The 15,534-nt window shown below is 68.9% G+C and carries 17 protein-coding genes; 7 read left to right on the top strand and 10 right to left on the bottom strand.

The window, feature by feature from the left end; translation table 11 throughout:
- Positions 1-130: 130 nt before the first annotated feature.
- Genes ACIO3S_RS27610 through ACIO3S_RS27600 form a run of 3 tightly spaced genes read right to left on the bottom strand, consistent with a single transcriptional unit; the run spans position 131 to position 2,027 of the window.
- On the bottom strand, positions 131-733 hold the full coding sequence (locus ACIO3S_RS27610) for an energy-coupling factor transporter transmembrane component T family protein (protein WP_400469530.1): 603 nt from the start codon (positions 731-733) through the stop codon (positions 131-133).
- Entirely contained in the window at positions 730-1,419 is a 690-nt protein-coding gene (locus ACIO3S_RS27605; RefSeq protein ID WP_400469528.1) for an energy-coupling factor ABC transporter ATP-binding protein, read from the bottom strand. Before ACIO3S_RS27605 ends, ACIO3S_RS27610 begins: the two co-directional genes overlap by 4 nt.
- Complete coding sequence (locus tag ACIO3S_RS27600; RefSeq protein WP_350663818.1) at positions 1,416-2,027, bottom strand: biotin transporter BioY; 612 nt, start codon at positions 2,025-2,027, stop codon at positions 1,416-1,418. Before ACIO3S_RS27600 ends, ACIO3S_RS27605 begins: the two co-directional genes overlap by 4 nt.
- 111 nt (positions 2,028-2,138) lie before the next feature.
- Here ACIO3S_RS27600 and ACIO3S_RS27595 point away from each other — a divergent pair, with 111 nt between their 5' ends.
- Positions 2,139-2,702: a TetR/AcrR family transcriptional regulator C-terminal domain-containing protein gene (locus tag ACIO3S_RS27595; protein WP_400469525.1), complete on the top strand. Its 564-nt coding sequence runs from the start codon at positions 2,139-2,141 to the stop codon at positions 2,700-2,702.
- On the opposite strand, the gene ACIO3S_RS27590 is transcribed toward ACIO3S_RS27595, so the two are convergent.
- Complete coding sequence (locus tag ACIO3S_RS27590) at positions 2,699-3,565, bottom strand: GntR family transcriptional regulator (protein ID WP_400469523.1); 867 nt, start codon at positions 3,563-3,565, stop codon at positions 2,699-2,701. The genes ACIO3S_RS27595 and ACIO3S_RS27590 overlap by 4 nt on opposite strands.
- Before the next feature lie 184 nt (positions 3,566-3,749).
- On the opposite strand from ACIO3S_RS27590, the gene ACIO3S_RS27585 reads away from it, so the two are divergent.
- The 4 genes from ACIO3S_RS27585 to ACIO3S_RS27570 are packed head-to-tail and all read left to right on the top strand — an operon-like array spanning position 3,750 to position 8,378.
- A complete protein-coding gene (locus ACIO3S_RS27585; protein ID WP_400469520.1) occupies positions 3,750-4,727 on the top strand; it encodes a 2-keto-3-deoxygluconate permease in 978 nt (325 codons plus the stop codon).
- 28 nt (positions 4,728-4,755) lie between these two features.
- Positions 4,756-6,021 (top strand): RuBisCO large subunit C-terminal-like domain-containing protein, encoded by a 1,266-nt coding sequence (locus ACIO3S_RS27580; protein ID WP_400469517.1) that lies wholly within the window; start codon positions 4,756-4,758, stop codon positions 6,019-6,021.
- Entirely contained in the window at positions 6,021-7,301 is a 1,281-nt protein-coding gene (locus tag ACIO3S_RS27575) for a four-carbon acid sugar kinase family protein (protein WP_400469514.1), read from the top strand. The genes ACIO3S_RS27580 and ACIO3S_RS27575 overlap by 1 nt, the downstream gene beginning before the upstream one ends.
- A 33-nt stretch (positions 7,302-7,334) precedes the next feature.
- Complete coding sequence (locus tag ACIO3S_RS27570) at positions 7,335-8,378, top strand: alcohol dehydrogenase catalytic domain-containing protein (protein WP_400469511.1); 1,044 nt, start codon at positions 7,335-7,337, stop codon at positions 8,376-8,378.
- Between the two features lie 28 nt (positions 8,379-8,406).
- On the opposite strand, the gene ACIO3S_RS27565 is transcribed toward ACIO3S_RS27570, so the two are convergent.
- The 5 genes from ACIO3S_RS27565 to ACIO3S_RS27545 form a co-directional block, all read right to left on the bottom strand.
- Positions 8,407-9,015, bottom strand: coding sequence for a pentapeptide repeat-containing protein (locus ACIO3S_RS27565; RefSeq protein ID WP_400469508.1), 609 nt, complete (start codon positions 9,013-9,015; stop codon positions 8,407-8,409).
- A 48-nt stretch (positions 9,016-9,063) separates the two neighbouring features.
- Positions 9,064-10,152 carry an alpha/beta fold hydrolase gene (locus tag ACIO3S_RS27560; protein ID WP_160024570.1) on the bottom strand — a complete coding sequence of 363 codons (1,089 nt, stop codon included), beginning with the start codon at positions 10,150-10,152 and terminating at the stop codon, positions 9,064-9,066.
- Between the two features lie 176 nt (positions 10,153-10,328).
- Complete coding sequence (locus ACIO3S_RS27555; protein ID WP_400469505.1) at positions 10,329-10,955, bottom strand: TetR/AcrR family transcriptional regulator; 627 nt, start codon at positions 10,953-10,955, stop codon at positions 10,329-10,331.
- 79 nt (positions 10,956-11,034) lie between these two features.
- The gene (locus ACIO3S_RS27550) at positions 11,035-11,826 is read right to left on the bottom strand and encodes a hypothetical protein (protein ID WP_400469502.1); all 792 of its coding nucleotides are present in this window, start codon (positions 11,824-11,826) and stop codon (positions 11,035-11,037) included.
- Between the two features lie 34 nt (positions 11,827-11,860).
- Entirely contained in the window at positions 11,861-12,721 is an 861-nt protein-coding gene (locus tag ACIO3S_RS27545; RefSeq protein ID WP_400469499.1) for an alpha/beta fold hydrolase, read from the bottom strand.
- Positions 12,722-12,941: 220 nt separating this feature from the next.
- Here ACIO3S_RS27545 and ACIO3S_RS27540 point away from each other — a divergent pair, with 220 nt between their 5' ends.
- Complete coding sequence (locus ACIO3S_RS27540; RefSeq protein WP_400469496.1) at positions 12,942-13,769, top strand: enoyl-CoA hydratase/isomerase family protein; 828 nt, start codon at positions 12,942-12,944, stop codon at positions 13,767-13,769.
- An 8-nt stretch (positions 13,770-13,777) separates the two neighbouring features.
- Here ACIO3S_RS27540 and ACIO3S_RS27535 read toward each other — a convergent pair whose 3' ends face one another.
- Positions 13,778-14,659, bottom strand: coding sequence for a 3-methyladenine DNA glycosylase (locus ACIO3S_RS27535; protein WP_400469493.1), 882 nt, complete (start codon positions 14,657-14,659; stop codon positions 13,778-13,780).
- Positions 14,660-14,720: 61 nt separating this feature from the next.
- Here ACIO3S_RS27535 and ACIO3S_RS27530 point away from each other — a divergent pair, with 61 nt between their 5' ends.
- Positions 14,721-15,533 carry a fumarylacetoacetate hydrolase family protein gene (locus tag ACIO3S_RS27530; protein WP_350837525.1) on the top strand — a complete coding sequence of 271 codons (813 nt, stop codon included), beginning with the start codon at positions 14,721-14,723 and terminating at the stop codon, positions 15,531-15,533.
- Position 15,534 lies beyond the last annotated feature (1 nt).

Here is a 15,534-nt window from a genome sequence, read left to right as displayed (position 1 = left end):
GCGGGGGTTTGCACCCCCCGCCCCCCCATATTATTCGGCGACACAATTTTTTTGTTGGGGGGCCCCCCCCCCCCCCCCCCCCCCCCACAACTACAGATTCGCTCGACAGAACTACAGATTCGGCAGGGGGTCAGTCGCCGAGGCCGCGTGCCTTGAGAGCGTCGCCGGTCTCGTGGGCCCGGGCGACGACGCGGATGACGAAGGGGGAGAGGTACGCCCTGGGGTGCCGGATCCCGCGAGCGCGAGCCGCGTCGCGGGTCTCGAGGAGCAGAGCGATGCTCGCCGGGATGCTGGTGATGGCCAGGCCGATCACGAGGGCGACCCCGTCCGGGTTCACGCCGATCGGCTTCAGCGGCGTGATGAGCCGGGTGAACAGGTCGAGCATCGCGTTGACCTCGGTCGTGGCGGTGAGGATGAGACCGCCGAGCGCGAGGGAGATCAGGTCGACGCCGGCCTCGACCGCCCGCGGCCATCCGTGGGCGTACCCCTGGAGCGCGGAGAGGACGAGCGCGATCAGGAGTACGCCGCGGGCAGCCCGCCCCACCTGCCGCATCGGCAGCCGGGCGACGAGCGTGGCCGCCACCGCGAGCGCGAAGAGCACCCCGGTGGCGACCAGCCCGTGGAGCACCACGAGCAGGGTGCTGAACACCAGCAGCCCGAGCAGCTTCGCACCGGCGGGGGCCCGGTGCAGGAGGCTGTCGCCGGGCAGGTAGGCGCCGAGTAGGTAGCTCACACGCCCACCGACTGCGTGTAGTGCGAGACGGCGTCGGGAGCCGGTCCGTCGAAGGTGACCGCCCCGTCCGCGACGACCAGCGCGCGGTCGCACCGGGCGGCGAGATCGAGGTCGTGGGTGACCAGGACGAGCTGCTGCGAGAGCCCGAAGAGTGCGTCGGCGACCAGCCGGGTGTTGGCCAGGTCGAGCAGCGTGGTGGGCTCGTCGGCGACGACGATCGACGGCTCCGCGGCGAGCACCCCGGCCAGCGCGAGCAGCTGCCGCTGCCCGCCTGACAACGTGTGCACCGACTGCGCTGCCAGTCCGTCCAGCCCGAACCGCGCCAGAACCTCGAGAGCCCGGGCGTGCCGCTCTGAGGAGGAGCGCACCAGCCGCCGCAGCGACAGCTCGACGTCTTCGACGCAGGTCGGCATGACCAGCTGAGCGGCCGGGTCGGTGAAGCAGAAGCCGACCCGGCGGCGTACCTCCTTGCCCCTGCGGGCGACGTCGAGGCCGTCGACCAGGACGCGGCCCGAGGCCGTGGACACCAGTCCGTTCAGCAGCCGGGCGAGCGTCGACTTCCCGGAGCCGTTGCCGCCGATGATCGCGATCCGGCGCTCGGTGAGCGTCAGCGAGGTGGGGGAGAGCAGCACCCGGCCGCCCTCGTCCTCCGGAAGCGCGACCCCCGCGGCATCGAGCTCGATCATCGGCGCAGGAGGTTCGGGAAGGCTCGGTGCACCTCGGCCGCGACGATCGCCACGAGCCCGGTCTTGACCAGGTCGCCGAACCAGAACGGCAGGTCCCACTTCCACACGGTGCTCAGCGGCTCGCCGGAGTAGATCATCATTCCCGCGATGCCGAGGGGGTGGACGATGAGGATCGAGCCGGCGATCGAGCACAGGAACACGACGACGGCACGGGTGCGGGCGGGCCCGGCGACGTACTTGACCAGGAAGCCGACCAGTGCCGCCATCAGCGGGAACGAGATCAGGTAGCCGCCGGAGATCCCGGCGAACTTCGCGAAGCCGGAGGTGTGGTCGGCGTAGACCGGCAGCCCGATGCCGCCGAGCAGCAGGTAGAGAGCGACGGCCAGGAACCCGCGTACGGGACCGAGCAGCGCGCCGGAGAGCGCGACCGCGAAGGTCTGCAGGGTGATCGGCACGGCGGTGCCGGTCGGGATGTCGCCGACCAGGGTGGAGGCGCAGATCAGCCCGGTGAACGCGGCGATCAGGGCGATGTCGGTGGTGGTGAAACGGGCCGGCTTCGACTCGTCGGCCTCCGGGGTCGACGTCGCACTGGTGGGGGACTCGGTCATACTCGCTCCTGCGTACTCAGACCTGAACCTTGGTCAGGTGAACGGTGTTCAGGTTAAGGTCGACGTACGTCTTCGTCCACTTCGTCCCACCACCCGGCCCCTGGGAGCAACATGCGATACCGCCGTGAGGACGTCGTCGCCCGCGCGCTGCAGGTCCTTGACGACTACGGTCTCGCCGACCTGACGATGCGTCGGCTCGGCACCGAGCTCGGCGTACGCCCCAGCGCGCTCTACCACCACTTCGCCAACAAGCAGTCCCTGCTGGCAGCGGTGGCCGACGAGATCCTGCTCCGGGGGCGGCACGAACCGTCGGGCGCCTGGGACGTGCGGGTCACCGGCATCTGCACCGACCTGCGCGACTCGCTGCTGGCCTACCGCGACGGCGCCGACGTCGTCGCCACCGTCTGGGCCTTCGGGCTGGGCGCGACCCAGCCTCACGACGACCTCGTCGCGGCGCTGAGCGACGGCGGCCTCGGCGACCTCGCCCCGGTCGCCGCCCGCACCCTGCTCCACTTCGTCTACGGTCACGCCGTCGACGAGCAGACCCACCTCCAGGCCGCCGCCGCGGGCGCCATCGAGGACGACGTACGCGACACCGACGACTTCGTCACCGGCCTGGGCCTGATCGCCGCCGGCATCTCGATGGCCAAGGCCGTACGCGAAGCGTCTGCCTAGGTCCCATCCGATGCGGGACGAGCATTGAGCAGGACTGAGAGCTCGTCGACGAGCTCCCGGACGCGGTCGAGATCGGGCTCTGGCCGACGTAGGTCGTGCCGCGGGCCGACCTGTGCATCGACGTCGAAGACCGTTCCGGGTCGGTGCCAGGCGGTGAACCACTCGAGTCCGCGACCCTGCTCGTCGAGCGTGACCCCCTGAAGAAGCATCACCGGTACGCCTACGCCGACATCGAGGTGGCGTGCGACGCTCTCGTCCGCGGGCACGGCCTGGACGTGCCGTGGTCCGCCTGAGGGGTTTGCGCCGTTCGCCCGCATCCAGTCGTGCAGCGAGCCGCCATCGAGCTCCTCGGCGTTCAGCGTCGGGAATCGGTCACGCGGAATCCACGTATGCATGAAGATGAGGGGCTCGTCCCCGACAGAGCGGACGCGCTCCAGTTTCCAGGTGTCGACCGACCCGAGTGTTTCGGCGGCGACCTCGGGAGCCGTCTCGACCGTCAGGCCTAGGATCCTGGTGCGCAGATCCTCCCCGCGTGCGGCGAGCTGCTGCCTGAGGCCGCCGGCCTGCTCCGCTCGGCGATGATGCTCGGGATGCGGTGCGACAACCGTCCCGCGACCACGTTGCCTGTGGATCAGCCCGAGATCGCCGAGCTCGCCGAGAGCTTGCCGCACCACGCTGCGCGAGACGCCGTACGTCACCTGCAGCGCCTCCTCGGTCGGCAGCGGTGCGCCTGGCGGCAGCGAGTGGCTCTCGATCTGCTGACGCAGAGCGTCGCGGATCTGCGCGTAGAGGGGCGCGCCCGTGGAGCGGTCGATCTCGGACGATCGAGCCGTGCCGTTCGTGGCGGTCGCCTTGCTTGCCATGAGTTCTCCAGCCCCTTCCGCAGCACCGATGCAGTCAATCTAGCGTGCGTGAATCTGCCTGTTGACGTGTGACGGACACCACTCTACATTTGTACGTACGTTTCGTACGTACAAAGTCTCCCTGGAGGAAGAGATGAGTGATTCGCTTCGGACTGGCCCCTCGCGGGTTCCGATGTTCAAGGCCATGCGTGCAGTGCCTGGCGGGGTGATGATCATCCCGCTGGCGCTGGGAGTCCTGGCGAACACGTTCGCCCCCGGGGCGCTGGGAATCGGCAGCTTCACGACCGCCCTCTTCCGAGACGGCGCGCTGACGTTGATCGCACTGCTGGTGCTTGCGACCGGGGCGCAGATCACCGGGTCCCGCAACGGCAAGGGAGCAGCCGGCACCACGCTGGTTGTCCTGATCGCCAAGACACTTGTGCCCATCACCTTGTGCGTCGTTCTCGGCCTCACCGTAGGCATCGACGGCATCGCCGGAGTCTCGATCCTCGGGCTCATCGCGATCTACGGAAACAGCAACGGTGCCCTGTGGCTGGCGTTCGCCGGCGAGTACGGCGACGAGCGCGACAGCGGGGCCTATGTGGCGAGTGCGTTCGACGACGGGCCGTTTCTGGCGATGGTCTTCCTCGGTGCCTCCGGGCTCGGCGACATCCCGCTGCTCGCGCTCGTCGCGGCCGTCGTCCCGTTCATCATCGGCCTGTTCATCGGCGCCGTCGACCGGGAGTGGACCGCCGCGTTGGACGCGGTGCCGAACATCACGATCCCGTTCATGTCGTTCTGCGTGGGAACGGGCATCGACCTGAAGACCGTGCTGACCGGTGGCGCCGTCGGCGTCGTTCTCGGCGCGGGAGTCGTGCTCCTCACCGGGGGACTGACCTACCTCGGCTACCGCTATGTGCTGCGGCGCGGGCCGATGAGCGGGATCGGATTCGCTGCCGGCACGACCGCAGGCAATGCCGTTGCGGTTCCGATGGCGGTCGCGGTCGCCGACCCGAAGTTCGAGCCGTTCGTGGCGTCCGCGGCGGCGCAGACCGCGACCGCGGTCCTGGTCACCGCCTTGCTCGCGCCGACCGTTGCGGCCTGGGTGCTCCGTCGCGCGGGCGCCCTGAAACCGCATGCGGTCGCCGGGACCACACCCGCAGCCGACATCTCCCGTGCCTAGTCGTCACCCCAAAAGATCGGAGCCGTTCGTGCGTGATCCGCGCATCATCAGGTGTACCTACTACATCGAGTCGAGTATCGAACCGGGTCGCGCCGCCGCCATGCTGGCCGGCGAGCAGTCCAGCGGCACGTTCGTCGCAGTGCCCGGTGAGTCGGAGGAGCTGCGAACCCGGCATGCCGCCGAGGTCGTGTCGGTCTCCGACCTCGGCACCTGCACGCCGTCGCTCCCCTCACGCTCCCGACCCGAGCGAGTCTCCGCGGCGGAGATCGTCGTCGAGTTCCCCATGGAGAACGTCGACACCGACATCGCCACCCTGCAGACGACGGTCGCCGGCAACATCTTCGAGCTCGGGGAGCTCTTCGCGTGTCAGCTCCGGCGGATGGAGCTTCCGGACGAGTTCGTCGCGGCACATCCAGGACCCGCGTACGGCGTCGAGGGGACCCGTAAGCTGATCGGTGGCGCCGCCGGAGTCCTGGTGGGCACCATCATCAAGCCCAACGTCGGACTCCGTGAGGACGACTTCAGGGTGACGGTGCGTGACCTCGCCCGCGGTGCGATCGACCTCATCAAGGACGACGAGCTGATGACGGACCCCGCATACCTTCCCCTGGAGGCCCGCGTACGCATCGCCACGGAGGAGATCCGGGCCGCTGAGCAGGACACCGGCCACCCCACGATGTACGCCTTCAACATCACCGGCGATCTCGAGGGACTGAAGCGGCGCCACGATCTCGTGATCGAGGCCGGTGGGCGGTGCGTGATGCTGAACGTCCCGACGATGGGGCTGCCGGCGCTGCGTTGGCTGCGGTCGTTCTCCGAGGTTCCGATCCACGGCCATCGCGCGGGGCTGGCCGCATCCATGCGTCACCCCGGGCTCGGTGTCGGCTACCAACCGTGGCAGCAGCTCGCTCGCCTCGCCGGGGCCGACCACCTGCATGTCAGCGGCCTGGGGAGCAAGTTCTACGAAACCGACGAGGATGTCGCGGCCAACATCCGTTCCTTGCAGACGCCGCTCGGGTCGACCACCGACCCACTGCCGACCTTGTCGTCGGGGCAGAACGTGCGTACGCCGGAGCTCACCTACTCAGCCGTCGGGTCGACCGATCTGCTGATGCTCGCCGGCGGCGGGATCGCCGCGCACCCCGACGGTCCTGCGGCGGGGGTCCGCAGTCTGCGCCAGGCCTGGGATGCTGCGGTCTCGGGGCAGCCGGTCACCGAGGCGGCGAAGAGCCTGCAGGCCGCCGGCGACGACGCTCTCGCGCACGCGCTCGCAAGCTTCCCGGCCGGTGCATGATGCCGCGGATCGGATTTCTCGCCGACGACCTGACCGGGGCTGCCGACGTGCTGGCACAGGCCCACGCGCTCGGCCTGGACGGTGCACTCGTGCTGGATCCCGAGCGGGTCTCGTCGACCACTGGCGACGTGGTGGGCATCGCCGGTCCCGCACGCTCCCTCGCTGGGGAGGAGCTCGACGAGGCGATCCGTGGGGGACTGGCGCAGCTCGCCGTTCTGGACCTGACGGTGCTGCTGTACAAGGTCTGCTCGACCTTCGACTCCTCACCGACGACGGGCAGCATCGGACGTGCCATCGAGCTGATGCACGAGCAGTTCCCGGGGCACGGGCCGATACCGGTCGTGCCGGCTCAACCCGCGTTCGGCCGCTACACCGCCTTCAGCCAGCACTTCGGGGTGCACCACGGCCTTGTCCATCGCCTGGACCGGCACCCGGTGATGTCACACCACCCGGCCACACCGATGAGCGAAGCTGACCTGCGCCTGGTGCTGGCCTCCCAGCTGACCAGCAGGCACGCCGTACCCGGGCTCCACCTTCCCGCCTACTCCGACGGCTCGTTCTCGGCGCAGTGGAAACAGCTGAGAGACGGCGACGACGAGGCATTCGTCGTCGACGCGGTGGACGAGGCACACATGGACGCCGTGGCAGCTTCTCTGTACGCAGATCACGCACCGAACCGAACTCCCCTCGTCGTCGGTTCCGGAGGAGTCATGGCCGCGCTCGCGCGCCGATCCGGAAAGCCGAGACACTCTGAGCCGCCATCCGCGGCCAGTGGCCCGACGCTCGTGGTGTCGGCCTCCGCGTCGGCGACCACCGATGCGCAGATCGCCGACGCCGTCGACCACGGATGGATCGAGGTCGCGATCCCGCCCGAGGCCATCACCGCCGCGCCGGCCGCCGATGAGTGCACGCGTCTCATCGAGGCGGCGCTGAGCGACGGCCACGACGTCATCGCCCACACCACCCGTGGCCCCGACGACCCGCGCCTGCATACGGCGCCGGTCTCCTCGGCGCAGGTCGGCAGCGCCCTCGGCGATCTCGTGCGCAACGCGGTGCGGCGCGACCTCACCCGCGACGTGGTCGTCTGTGGCGGCGACACCTCGAGCCACACGCTCCTCGCTCTCGGGGTCAGCGAGCTGCGCGTGACCGAGCAGTTCGTCACCGCCGGGCCGATCTGCGCCACCGATGCCCAGTCGGAGCTCGCAGGCTGCCGCCTGTTGCTGAAGGGCGGCCAGGTGGGCCCGCCTGACCTGTTCCGCCGGTTCGCCCGCACATCCTGACCACACCAGACTTCACGGAAGCGAGATCAAGCAATGAGAGCAGTCATCAAGTCGCACCCGACCCCGGGCATCGAGGTCCGCACCGACTGGCCAGACCCGAAGCCGGGCCCGGGTGAGGTCCTGGTGAAGGTGGCGGCCGCATCCTTGTGCGGCACCGATCGCGAGCTGCACGAATGGACCGCTTCGGCGCAAGCGTTCAACCTGGCGCCTCCGGTCGTCCTGGGACACGAAGGTTCAGGCACCGTGACGGCCGTCGGTGACGGGGTCGGGTCGATCGCCATCGGCGACCGCGTCGCCCTCGAGAGCCACCTCATCTGTGGCACCTGCTATCCGTGCCGCACCGGCAGCGCCCATACGTGTGAACGCACCAGGATCCTGGGGATGCACATCGATGGCGTGTTCGCGGAGTACGTCGTCGTGCCCGAAGGCATCTGCGTGCGCCTGCCGGACTCGGTCTCCCTCGAGACCGGCGCACTGCTCGAGTCCGCAGGCGTGGCCATGCATGCCGTCCAGCGTTCCGGCACAGCGGTTGCCGGCCAGAACGTTCTGGTCAACGGATGCGGCCCGGTCGGTCTCGTCATCGCCGAGATCGCGATCACCATGGGGGCAGCCCACGTCGTCGCGGTCGAGCCGAATCCGTTCCGGCGCAAGCAGGCCGAGTCGCGTGGGGTCCAGGTCCTGGATCCGTCCGAAGACGTGGTCGGCCTGTGCCGCGACATCGCCGGCCGGCGCGGCGGTTTCGACGTGGCCTTCGAGGTCTCCGGCGTACGTGGCGTCCTCCCCGTTCTCTTCGAAGCCCTGCGTCGCGAGGCCACCCTCGTCACCGTGGGGCATCCCAGCGAGCCGGCACCCATCGACATCGCCACTCATGTGAACAAGAAGGGCGTCACGCTTCGGGGCATCTTCGGACGCCGACTGTGGGACACCTGGGAGCAGCTGCTGCTCCTCGTGGAGTCCGGACGCCTGGACCTCGAATGGCTGGTGACGCACCGACTGTCTCTGGAGGAGGCCGAGAGCGCGCTCGAGCTTCTGACCGGTGATGCCGGCAAGGTGCTGCTCGTTCCAGATCTGCGGTGATGACCCCCACCGGTTCATGTGGCGTGGGTCAGACTGCGTCGACCTCCGCGCCGTGGAGCTCGGCGAGCATCACGGCGCCGGCGAGGTCGAGCTTCGTGCCGCGCAGGGATGCGGCGGTGAGGTCGACGCGGTCGAGCCCGGCCCCGCGGAGGTCGGCACCGTGCAGCTTCGTCTCCTGGAGCGTGGCTCCGTCGAGCTGAGCGTCTCGCAGGACCGCGTCGGTGAGGTCGGCCAGCGACAGGTCGGCGTCGCGGAGGTCCAGCCCGGACAGGTCGAGCCGGGCGAGGTTCGCGCCGCGCAACGAGACCCCGCGCCACACGCCGCCGGTGACCTTCAGCGGCCGCAGGGTGCAGTTCGAGAACTCGCTCCCGCTGAGCTTGCAGCCCTCGAACGTCGAGTCGAAGAAGTTCGTACGCCGGAAGTCACAGCCGACGAACGCCGACCCGACGTGGGTCGAGGCGTTGAACCGGCCGCCGTGGAACGTGCAGTTCTCGAAGAGCGCCGCCGACGTCGTCGCCTCGGTCAGATCGACGTCGGTGAAGACGCAGTCGACGAACCGCGCCCCGGTGAGATCGGCTGCGTACCAGTCCTCGTTGCGGAAGTGCTCGTCGATCGCCTCGGCGGGTGGGTTCGGCATGGCGCACACCCTGCCACCCGCCACCGACATTCCCGGCTGCGCGAGCTCTCAGTCGTGCTGGGTGAACCACTCGTCGAGGAGCGGCCAGGTGTTGTCCCGGGCGGCGCGGCCGGTGAGCAGGCCGAGATGGCCGCCGGGGACGATCTCGAAGCGGAGCTCCTCGGCGCCGGTGAGCAGGTCGACCAGCGGCCGTACCGAGGCGACCGGGCCGATGCCGTCGTTGGCGCCGGCGACGACGAGCGTCGGCTGCTTGACGTCGCGCAGATAGACGGAGTGCTCGTCGCTGAGGTCGATCTGCCCGCTGAACAGCGCGTTGGTGCGGAAGAAGTGGTGGTAGAGCTGCCCGAACGTACGCCCCGGGTAGGCGATGATGTTGTCGGTGAACCGGTCGACCGCCTCGAGCTGGGCGAGGAACTCACGGTCGGCCAGGTTGGACAGCTTCGCAACCGGCTTGGTGAACATCTTGTCGACCGAGGAGATCTGAAAAGCCCACCTGACCAGCGGCTTCGGAGCGCCCCCGAAGGCCTGGTAGGCAGTGGTGACCAGGTTGCCCGGCGGCAGGTTGAGCAGCGGCCGCAACGGCGCGATCAACGGCACCTGACGTACGTCGCAGGGCGAGCCGAGCACCGCCAGCGAGGCGATCGGGAGGTCGGGGGCGTCCGCGGCGGCGAGCATCGTGAAGATCCCGCCCAGCGACCAGCCGACCACGTGCACCGGCCGCCCGCCGGCGTGCTCGGAGACCGACCGGATCGCCTCCGGCACGACGTGCGCGATCCAGTGCTCGATGCCGAGGCTGCGGTCGGCGAAGTTCACCTCGCCGTACTCGACCAGGTAGGTCGGCCGGTCCGTCCCCACCAGGTGCTCGACGACCGAGCAGCCTCGCCGCAGGTCGTAGCAGATGGCCGGCGCCGCCAGCGGCGTCACCAGCAGCACCGGGTCGCCTTCCGGCGTCGTCCCCGCCACAGGCCGGTAGTGGTAGAGCTCGCGTCGGTTGCCGTCGTCGATCAACGTACGCGGCATCGGCCGGAGGTCGGCGAGCCCGCCGTAGAGCAGCGAGTGCGCGACGTTCCCCGCGGCGGCGCCGACCGTGGTGGCGATCGAGGCGGCAGCTTGTCGGGGGTGGGGGAGGATGGCCATTGTGGGCTTAACGTAACCCGCCTTCCCGGGTCACGCCGGGAGGAGCGCGCACAGCGTGTGACGTCCGTTACTGGCCGTCGAGGTCGTGACCGAAGCTGTGGGTGTTTCTCCTCGCCGGTGAGAAAAGAAGCCGTACGAGCAGTCGCTTGTCAGCGAGGAATCCCGGGTCCGAGCCGCTAGTCCGGTAGGAGGACCCTGACCTGGTCGCGGATCTTCTGGACGACGTCGTCGACCGGGCTGGCGACGTTGAAGGGTGTGGTCATGGTGAGGAACACGATGGCGGAGACGATCCGTGCACGTTCCGCGGCGTCCTGCGCGGTGGTGCTCCCGTCGCGCTGCAGGACGGCGGCGATCGCCTCCTCGGTCTGCAGGCTCAAGCCGAGGGCTTCGCGGTGGTGGGGTTCGGTGGGGTCGCCGAAGACGATCTCGCGCAGGTAGGTGCGCCCGTTGTCGACGTGCTTGCGATTGCACTCCGCCACGGGGCAGACGATCGCCATCACCGCTTCGAGCGGGTCCGTGATCTCCTCGGCTGCCTGCTTGCCCCGGACGAGGGCATCGGCGTAGGTGGAGTTCTGCACGAGCAACAGGAGCTCGCTCTTGGTCTTCGCGTAGAGGAACAGCGTCCCCGCGCCGATGTCGGCCTTGTCGGCGATCTCCTGGGTGGTGACCTCGTCGACGCTGCGCTCGGCGAAGAGCTCGGTGGCGGCAGCCACGATGCGTTCGAGCTTCTCCTGCTTGTTCCGCTCGCGCCTGCTGGGTGGCTTGGGCGGCGATGTGGACGGCGACCTGGGGGAGAGTGGCATGGCTGCCCTCCTTCATTTTGCTGGGTGGCCCGGACCGGCCGTTCATTCTTCCATGGCGCCCCGGGTGTCCGCGGCGTCGTCATCGCTGGTAGTGCGGGAGCACCCTGCCGTCCTTCACGTAGGTCAGTGCGTCGGTCACGGCGTAGGCATGGGCGGCAGAGGCGTACGGAGCGAGCGCGTCGGACAGAGCCGCCAGCTCGGGGCCCTCGAAGAACGCGGTCCTGGCTGCGGGATCAGCGAAGCCCAGGATGAGCGACGCGTGGAACCGCTGGTCGACCGGGTTGTCGTGCGCGACGTTCGGGGTGTTCCAGAGCTTCTCGTTCCAGGGCATGAAGACCTGGGTCCGCAGCTCGCGCAGCGCGCCCGTGCCGGCCAGTGTCGAGGCGAGTTCGTTGACGTGCCTGCGGAAGTCGCGCGTGCGCACGCCGTCCCTTCGCCGGAGGTAGACCAGGGCTCGGGCACCGACCTGCTGCCCCGGCTCGGCGACGTCGTACCAGCGTGCCGAGCTCGGCGGGCCGGCGTAGAGCAAGGTGCGTCGGAAGACGTTGATCTCGTCCTGGTAGGCGAGCTTGGTCTGCTTGCGGCCGAGCAGCGGGGACAGCACCGACCGGAAGGTGACCTCGGCGAGCCCATCGATCCGGCGGTCGCCCGGGATGGTGGTCTCGATGCCCGGGGTGGCCGGCCACATACCCGCGTTGTGCTCGGCAAGGTGGATCTGGCGGTACTCCTCGAAGCCCGGGGTGGCGGAGATGATCTTCGAGTGCGGGCCCTTCCAGTAGTCCATGCCCTGCTGGCGCGGCTGGTCGGTGCGTATCCACAGCGGGATCGAGGAGACGAATGCCTTCTTCCTCGACGGGTGTGTGGTGGTCATGATCTTGCCTTCGTTCGGTCGGTCAGAAGGACGGTCAGGCGGCGAGGAACTCGGCCGCGACGGGGGCGAACTTCTCGTGGAACTGGAAGATGCCGCCGTGCCCGGCGTCCGGGTAGATGATCAGCGTGGAGTCCTTGATGCGGCGGTGCAGGTCCTCGGACAGGACGGAGGGCACCATCCGGTCGTTGTCGCCGTTGGCGATCAGGGTGGGCTGCGTGATCGTGGACAGGTCTGACGGGGCCGAGCGACCGTACTTCTGGATCGCCTTGAGCTGCGTACGGAACCCCTTCTGCGAGATGTCCTTGTCGCGATCGATCGTGCGCTCCTTGAGGCGGTTGACGAACTCGCGAGCGGCGGGCTTGCCGGTGGCGTTCCGGTTGAAGAACAAGAACTCCTTCGGGTCCTTCCGGGTCAGGATCGAGCGCAGGATGTCGTAGTAGGTGACGGCGACGACCTTGTCCATGTCCTTGCCGCCCCGGGGTCCGGTGCCGGTCAGGACGAGCTTGCGGACCAGCTCGGGGTGCTTGACCACCAGGTCCTGGGCGATCATGCCGCCCATCGAGAAGGAGAAGACGTCGATCGTGTCGAAGCCGAGGGCCTTGATGAAGGTGTAGGCGTCGTCGGCCATCGCCTCGATGCTGTCCTGGACGTCGCCGGTCGATGCCCCGACGCCTCGGTTGTCGAAGGCGATGACGTGGCGGGTCTGTGCGATGGCGTCGACGATCCGGGGGTCCCAGTTGTCCAGCGTCGCGGCGAGGTGCACGAAGAAGACGACGGGGATGCCGCCCTTGGGGCCGAGCTCCCGGTAGGCGTAGGTGACTCCGTCGGCGTCGATCGTGCGGGTCGGGGCGAGTGCGTAGGACGTGATCACGTTCGGTGTGTCGTTGGTGCTCATGCTGTTTCTCCTGCTTTCCAGTGTTGCGTCGGTGGTGTCCGAGTTGTTCGGTGCTGGCTCATGTCGCTTCTCCGGGTATGCTCGAAGCAATTGAGTACGCTCAATTATGAGCACGCTCATAAAAAGTTGTCAAGAGGCGGCCTTGCGCGGCCGATCCGTCGCCCAACCCCTCGCAGCGTCCCCACAGCGCCCAGCGCGCACCTTTGAACGGAGCACCCACATGAGCACCCCCAGCAGCGTCGCCGTCGACCGTCCGAGCCCGAAGGTCGTCACGATCACGTTCTCCAACCCGCCGGTCAACGTCGTGACCGCAGAGACCGCCCTCCGGTTGCACGAGATCGTCACGGGCCTCGAGAACGACCCGGACGTCCAGGTGGTCGTCTTCAAGAGCGACGTACCAGACTTCTTCCTCAACCACTTCGACCTCGCCGCCGTCGGTGACCTGCCGACCCCGGCAGAGGGCGAGCTGCCGCTCTGGACCGATCTGGTGGTCCGCCTCTCGACCGCCCGCTACATCACGGTGGGATCGATCCGCGGCCGAGCCCGAGGCGCCGGCAGCGAGCTGGCGCTGGCCCTCGACCTTCGCTACGCCAGCCTCGAGAACGCGTACTTCGGCCAACCCGAGGTCGGCATCGGCATCCTGCCCGGCGGTGGAGGCACCGAGCACCTCCCGCGCCTCCTGGGCCGCGATCGAGCCCTCGAGGCCATCCTGACCAGCAGCGACTACGACGCGGCGCAGGCCGAGCGCTGGGGCTGGGTCACCCGTGCGCTGCCCGATGCCGAGCTGGACGCCTTCGTCGATGACATGGTCGCCCGGTTGGCCGCCTCGGACGCCCAGGCCCTCGCCGCGGCCAAGGTCGCTGTGAACCGGTCCACGCTGCCGCCCGAGCGCGACCTGGTCGCCGCGTTCGGCGAGTTCGTGCAGTCGCTGGGACGGCCGGGCTTCCAGGCCCGGGCCGCTGCCATCGCGGCCATCGGTGCCGAGGTCGGGCTCGACTTCGAGTACCGCATGGGTGAGCACATCGCCCAGGCCAACCAGCAGCTGTGACCGAACCGTCAGATATGCCCTGGGGCAGGAGGTACCCCGATGCTGAGCAGGCGTTCGCAGTCGGCGATCAGGCGTTCGCGGAGCGGGGTGGCCCGCTCGGCGAAGGCGCGCTGGGCGGCGGCGTACTCCTGCTTCCCGGCGGCCGTCTCGATGCGGATCGGGTCGAGGTCTAGCTCGGAGAGGTCGTACGGAGCGGCCTTCATGTCCATCGTGCGGATGTCCCAGGCGAGCTCGAAGCAGTCGGCGACGAGGTCGGAGGAGACCAGGGGCGAGAGCCGGAAGGCGTGCTTGTAGAGGTCCATGTTGCCGTGCAGGCAGCCTGGCTGCTCGAAGGCGGCTCGGTCGTCGGATCGCGGCGAGAGGGTGTTGAGCGGCGCCGCGGGGGGAGTGAAGAAGCGGTACGCGTCGAAGTGGCTGCACGCGATGCGGTGGGACTCGACCACGCGGTCGGTGCCGGTGGCCCCGAGCCGCAGCGGCCAGTCGGCGTGGCGTACCTGTTCCGGGGTCAGCCGGTAGACCATCGCCCACTCGTGGAGACCGAAGCAGCCGAAGTTGGCATCGCGGGAGGCGGTGGCGCGGAGCAGCTTGAGGAGGGTCTCGACGAGCAGGCGCTTGTCGGCGAGGAAGTCGGAGGAGACCGTGCCGGAGGTGTAGCCGCGCAGCGACTCGTACTCCGCCGCATCGTCCAGGACGACCCCGAAGCCCGGATGCCAGCGCAGCAGCTGGGCGGGCCGGTAGGAGTAGTAGGTGAAGAGGAAGTCGTTGACCGGGTGCTTGACCCGGGCGCCGCGGCGGGCGAGATGCGGCTCGACATAGGTCGCCAGGCGCGCTCGGTGAGCGGCCGCGCGAGCGGTCCACTCCGAACGCGACAGCACCTCCACGACGTACAAGCCTACGAAGGCGGCGCATAGTGAAGTGAATCGTGGCGACGGGTCCGGATAGGCTCAGCACGTGCGCATCGCCAGATTTACGACCAAGGGTGGCGAGCCCCAGTTCGGCGTCGTCATGGGGGACCTCGACGGCTACGGCCAGCTCAGCGAGGACGCGACCGTCGTCGCGCTCCAGGGCGACCCGCTGTTCTCGGGTGTCAACATCACCGACCAGGTCCACAAGTTCGAAGACGTCAAGCTGCTCGCGCCGGTGATCCCGCGCAGCAAGGTGGTCGCGGTCGCCCGCAACTACGCCAAGCACGCGGCCGAGCTCGGCAACGAGGTGCCGGAGGAGCCGCTCTTCTTCATCAAGCCCAACACCGCGGTCTGTGGCCCCGGTGACGCGATCCAGCGACCGGCAGGGGTCGAGGACCTCCACTTCGAGGGCGAGCTCGCGATCGTGATCGGCCGGATCTGCCGCGACGTCCCGGTGGAGAAGGTGAAGGACGTCATCTACGGGATGACGGTCGCCAACGACGTCACCGCGCGCGACATCCAGCGGCGGCTCAAGCACTTCTCCCAGGCGAAGGGCTACGACACCTTCTGCCCGCTCGGCCCCTGGATCGAGACCGACGTCGAGCCGGAGCAGCTCGCCGCCGGCGTACGCATCCAGACCTTCCTCAACGGTGACGTCGTCCAGGACGGGTCCACGAAGGACCTCGTCCACGACATCCCCAAGCTGATCGCCCACATCAGCAGCGTCATGACGCTGCTGCCGGGCGATGTGATCCTCACCGGCACCCCCGAGGGTGTCGGCCCCATGGAGCCCGGCGACGAGATCGAGATCTTCGTCGAGGGGCTCGGAGCTCTGACCAACAAGGTGGCACAGCGTTGAC

The organism is Nocardioides sp. NPDC087217 (assembly GCF_044744805.1).
Lineage (GTDB): Bacteria > Actinomycetota > Actinomycetes > Propionibacteriales > Nocardioidaceae > Nocardioides.
The sequence above is the reverse complement of the archived record's forward strand: the minus strand, read 5'-3'. Positions and strand labels throughout refer to the sequence as shown.

Coding starts and splice junctions, on each gene's coding strand:
- ACIO3S_RS27605 (WP_400469528.1), bottom strand. CDS start 1,419: ATGATCGAGCTCGATGCCGCGGGGGTCGCGCTTCCGGAGGACGAGGGC.
- ACIO3S_RS27600 (WP_350663818.1), bottom strand. CDS start 2,027: ATGACCGAGTCCCCCACCAGTGCGACGTCGACCCCGGAGGCCGACGAG.
- ACIO3S_RS27595 (WP_400469525.1), top strand. CDS start 2,139: ATGCGATACCGCCGTGAGGACGTCGTCGCCCGCGCGCTGCAGGTCCTT.
- ACIO3S_RS27590 (WP_400469523.1), bottom strand. CDS start 3,565: ATGGCAAGCAAGGCGACCGCCACGAACGGCACGGCTCGATCGTCCGAG.
- ACIO3S_RS27585 (WP_400469520.1), top strand. CDS start 3,750: ATGCGTGCAGTGCCTGGCGGGGTGATGATCATCCCGCTGGCGCTGGGA.
- ACIO3S_RS27575 (WP_400469514.1), top strand. CDS start 6,021: ATGCCGCGGATCGGATTTCTCGCCGACGACCTGACCGGGGCTGCCGAC.
- ACIO3S_RS27570 (WP_400469511.1), top strand. CDS start 7,335: ATGAGAGCAGTCATCAAGTCGCACCCGACCCCGGGCATCGAGGTCCGC.
- ACIO3S_RS27565 (WP_400469508.1), bottom strand. CDS start 9,015: ATGCCGAACCCACCCGCCGAGGCGATCGACGAGCACTTCCGCAACGAG.
- ACIO3S_RS27560 (WP_160024570.1), bottom strand. CDS start 10,152: ATGGCCATCCTCCCCCACCCCCGACAAGCTGCCGCCTCGATCGCCACC.
- ACIO3S_RS27555 (WP_400469505.1), bottom strand. CDS start 10,955: ATGCCACTCTCCCCCAGGTCGCCGTCCACATCGCCGCCCAAGCCACCC.
- ACIO3S_RS27550 (WP_400469502.1), bottom strand. CDS start 11,826: ATGACCACCACACACCCGTCGAGGAAGAAGGCATTCGTCTCCTCGATC.
- ACIO3S_RS27545 (WP_400469499.1), bottom strand. CDS start 12,721: ATGAGCACCAACGACACACCGAACGTGATCACGTCCTACGCACTCGCC.
- ACIO3S_RS27540 (WP_400469496.1), top strand. CDS start 12,942: ATGAGCACCCCCAGCAGCGTCGCCGTCGACCGTCCGAGCCCGAAGGTC.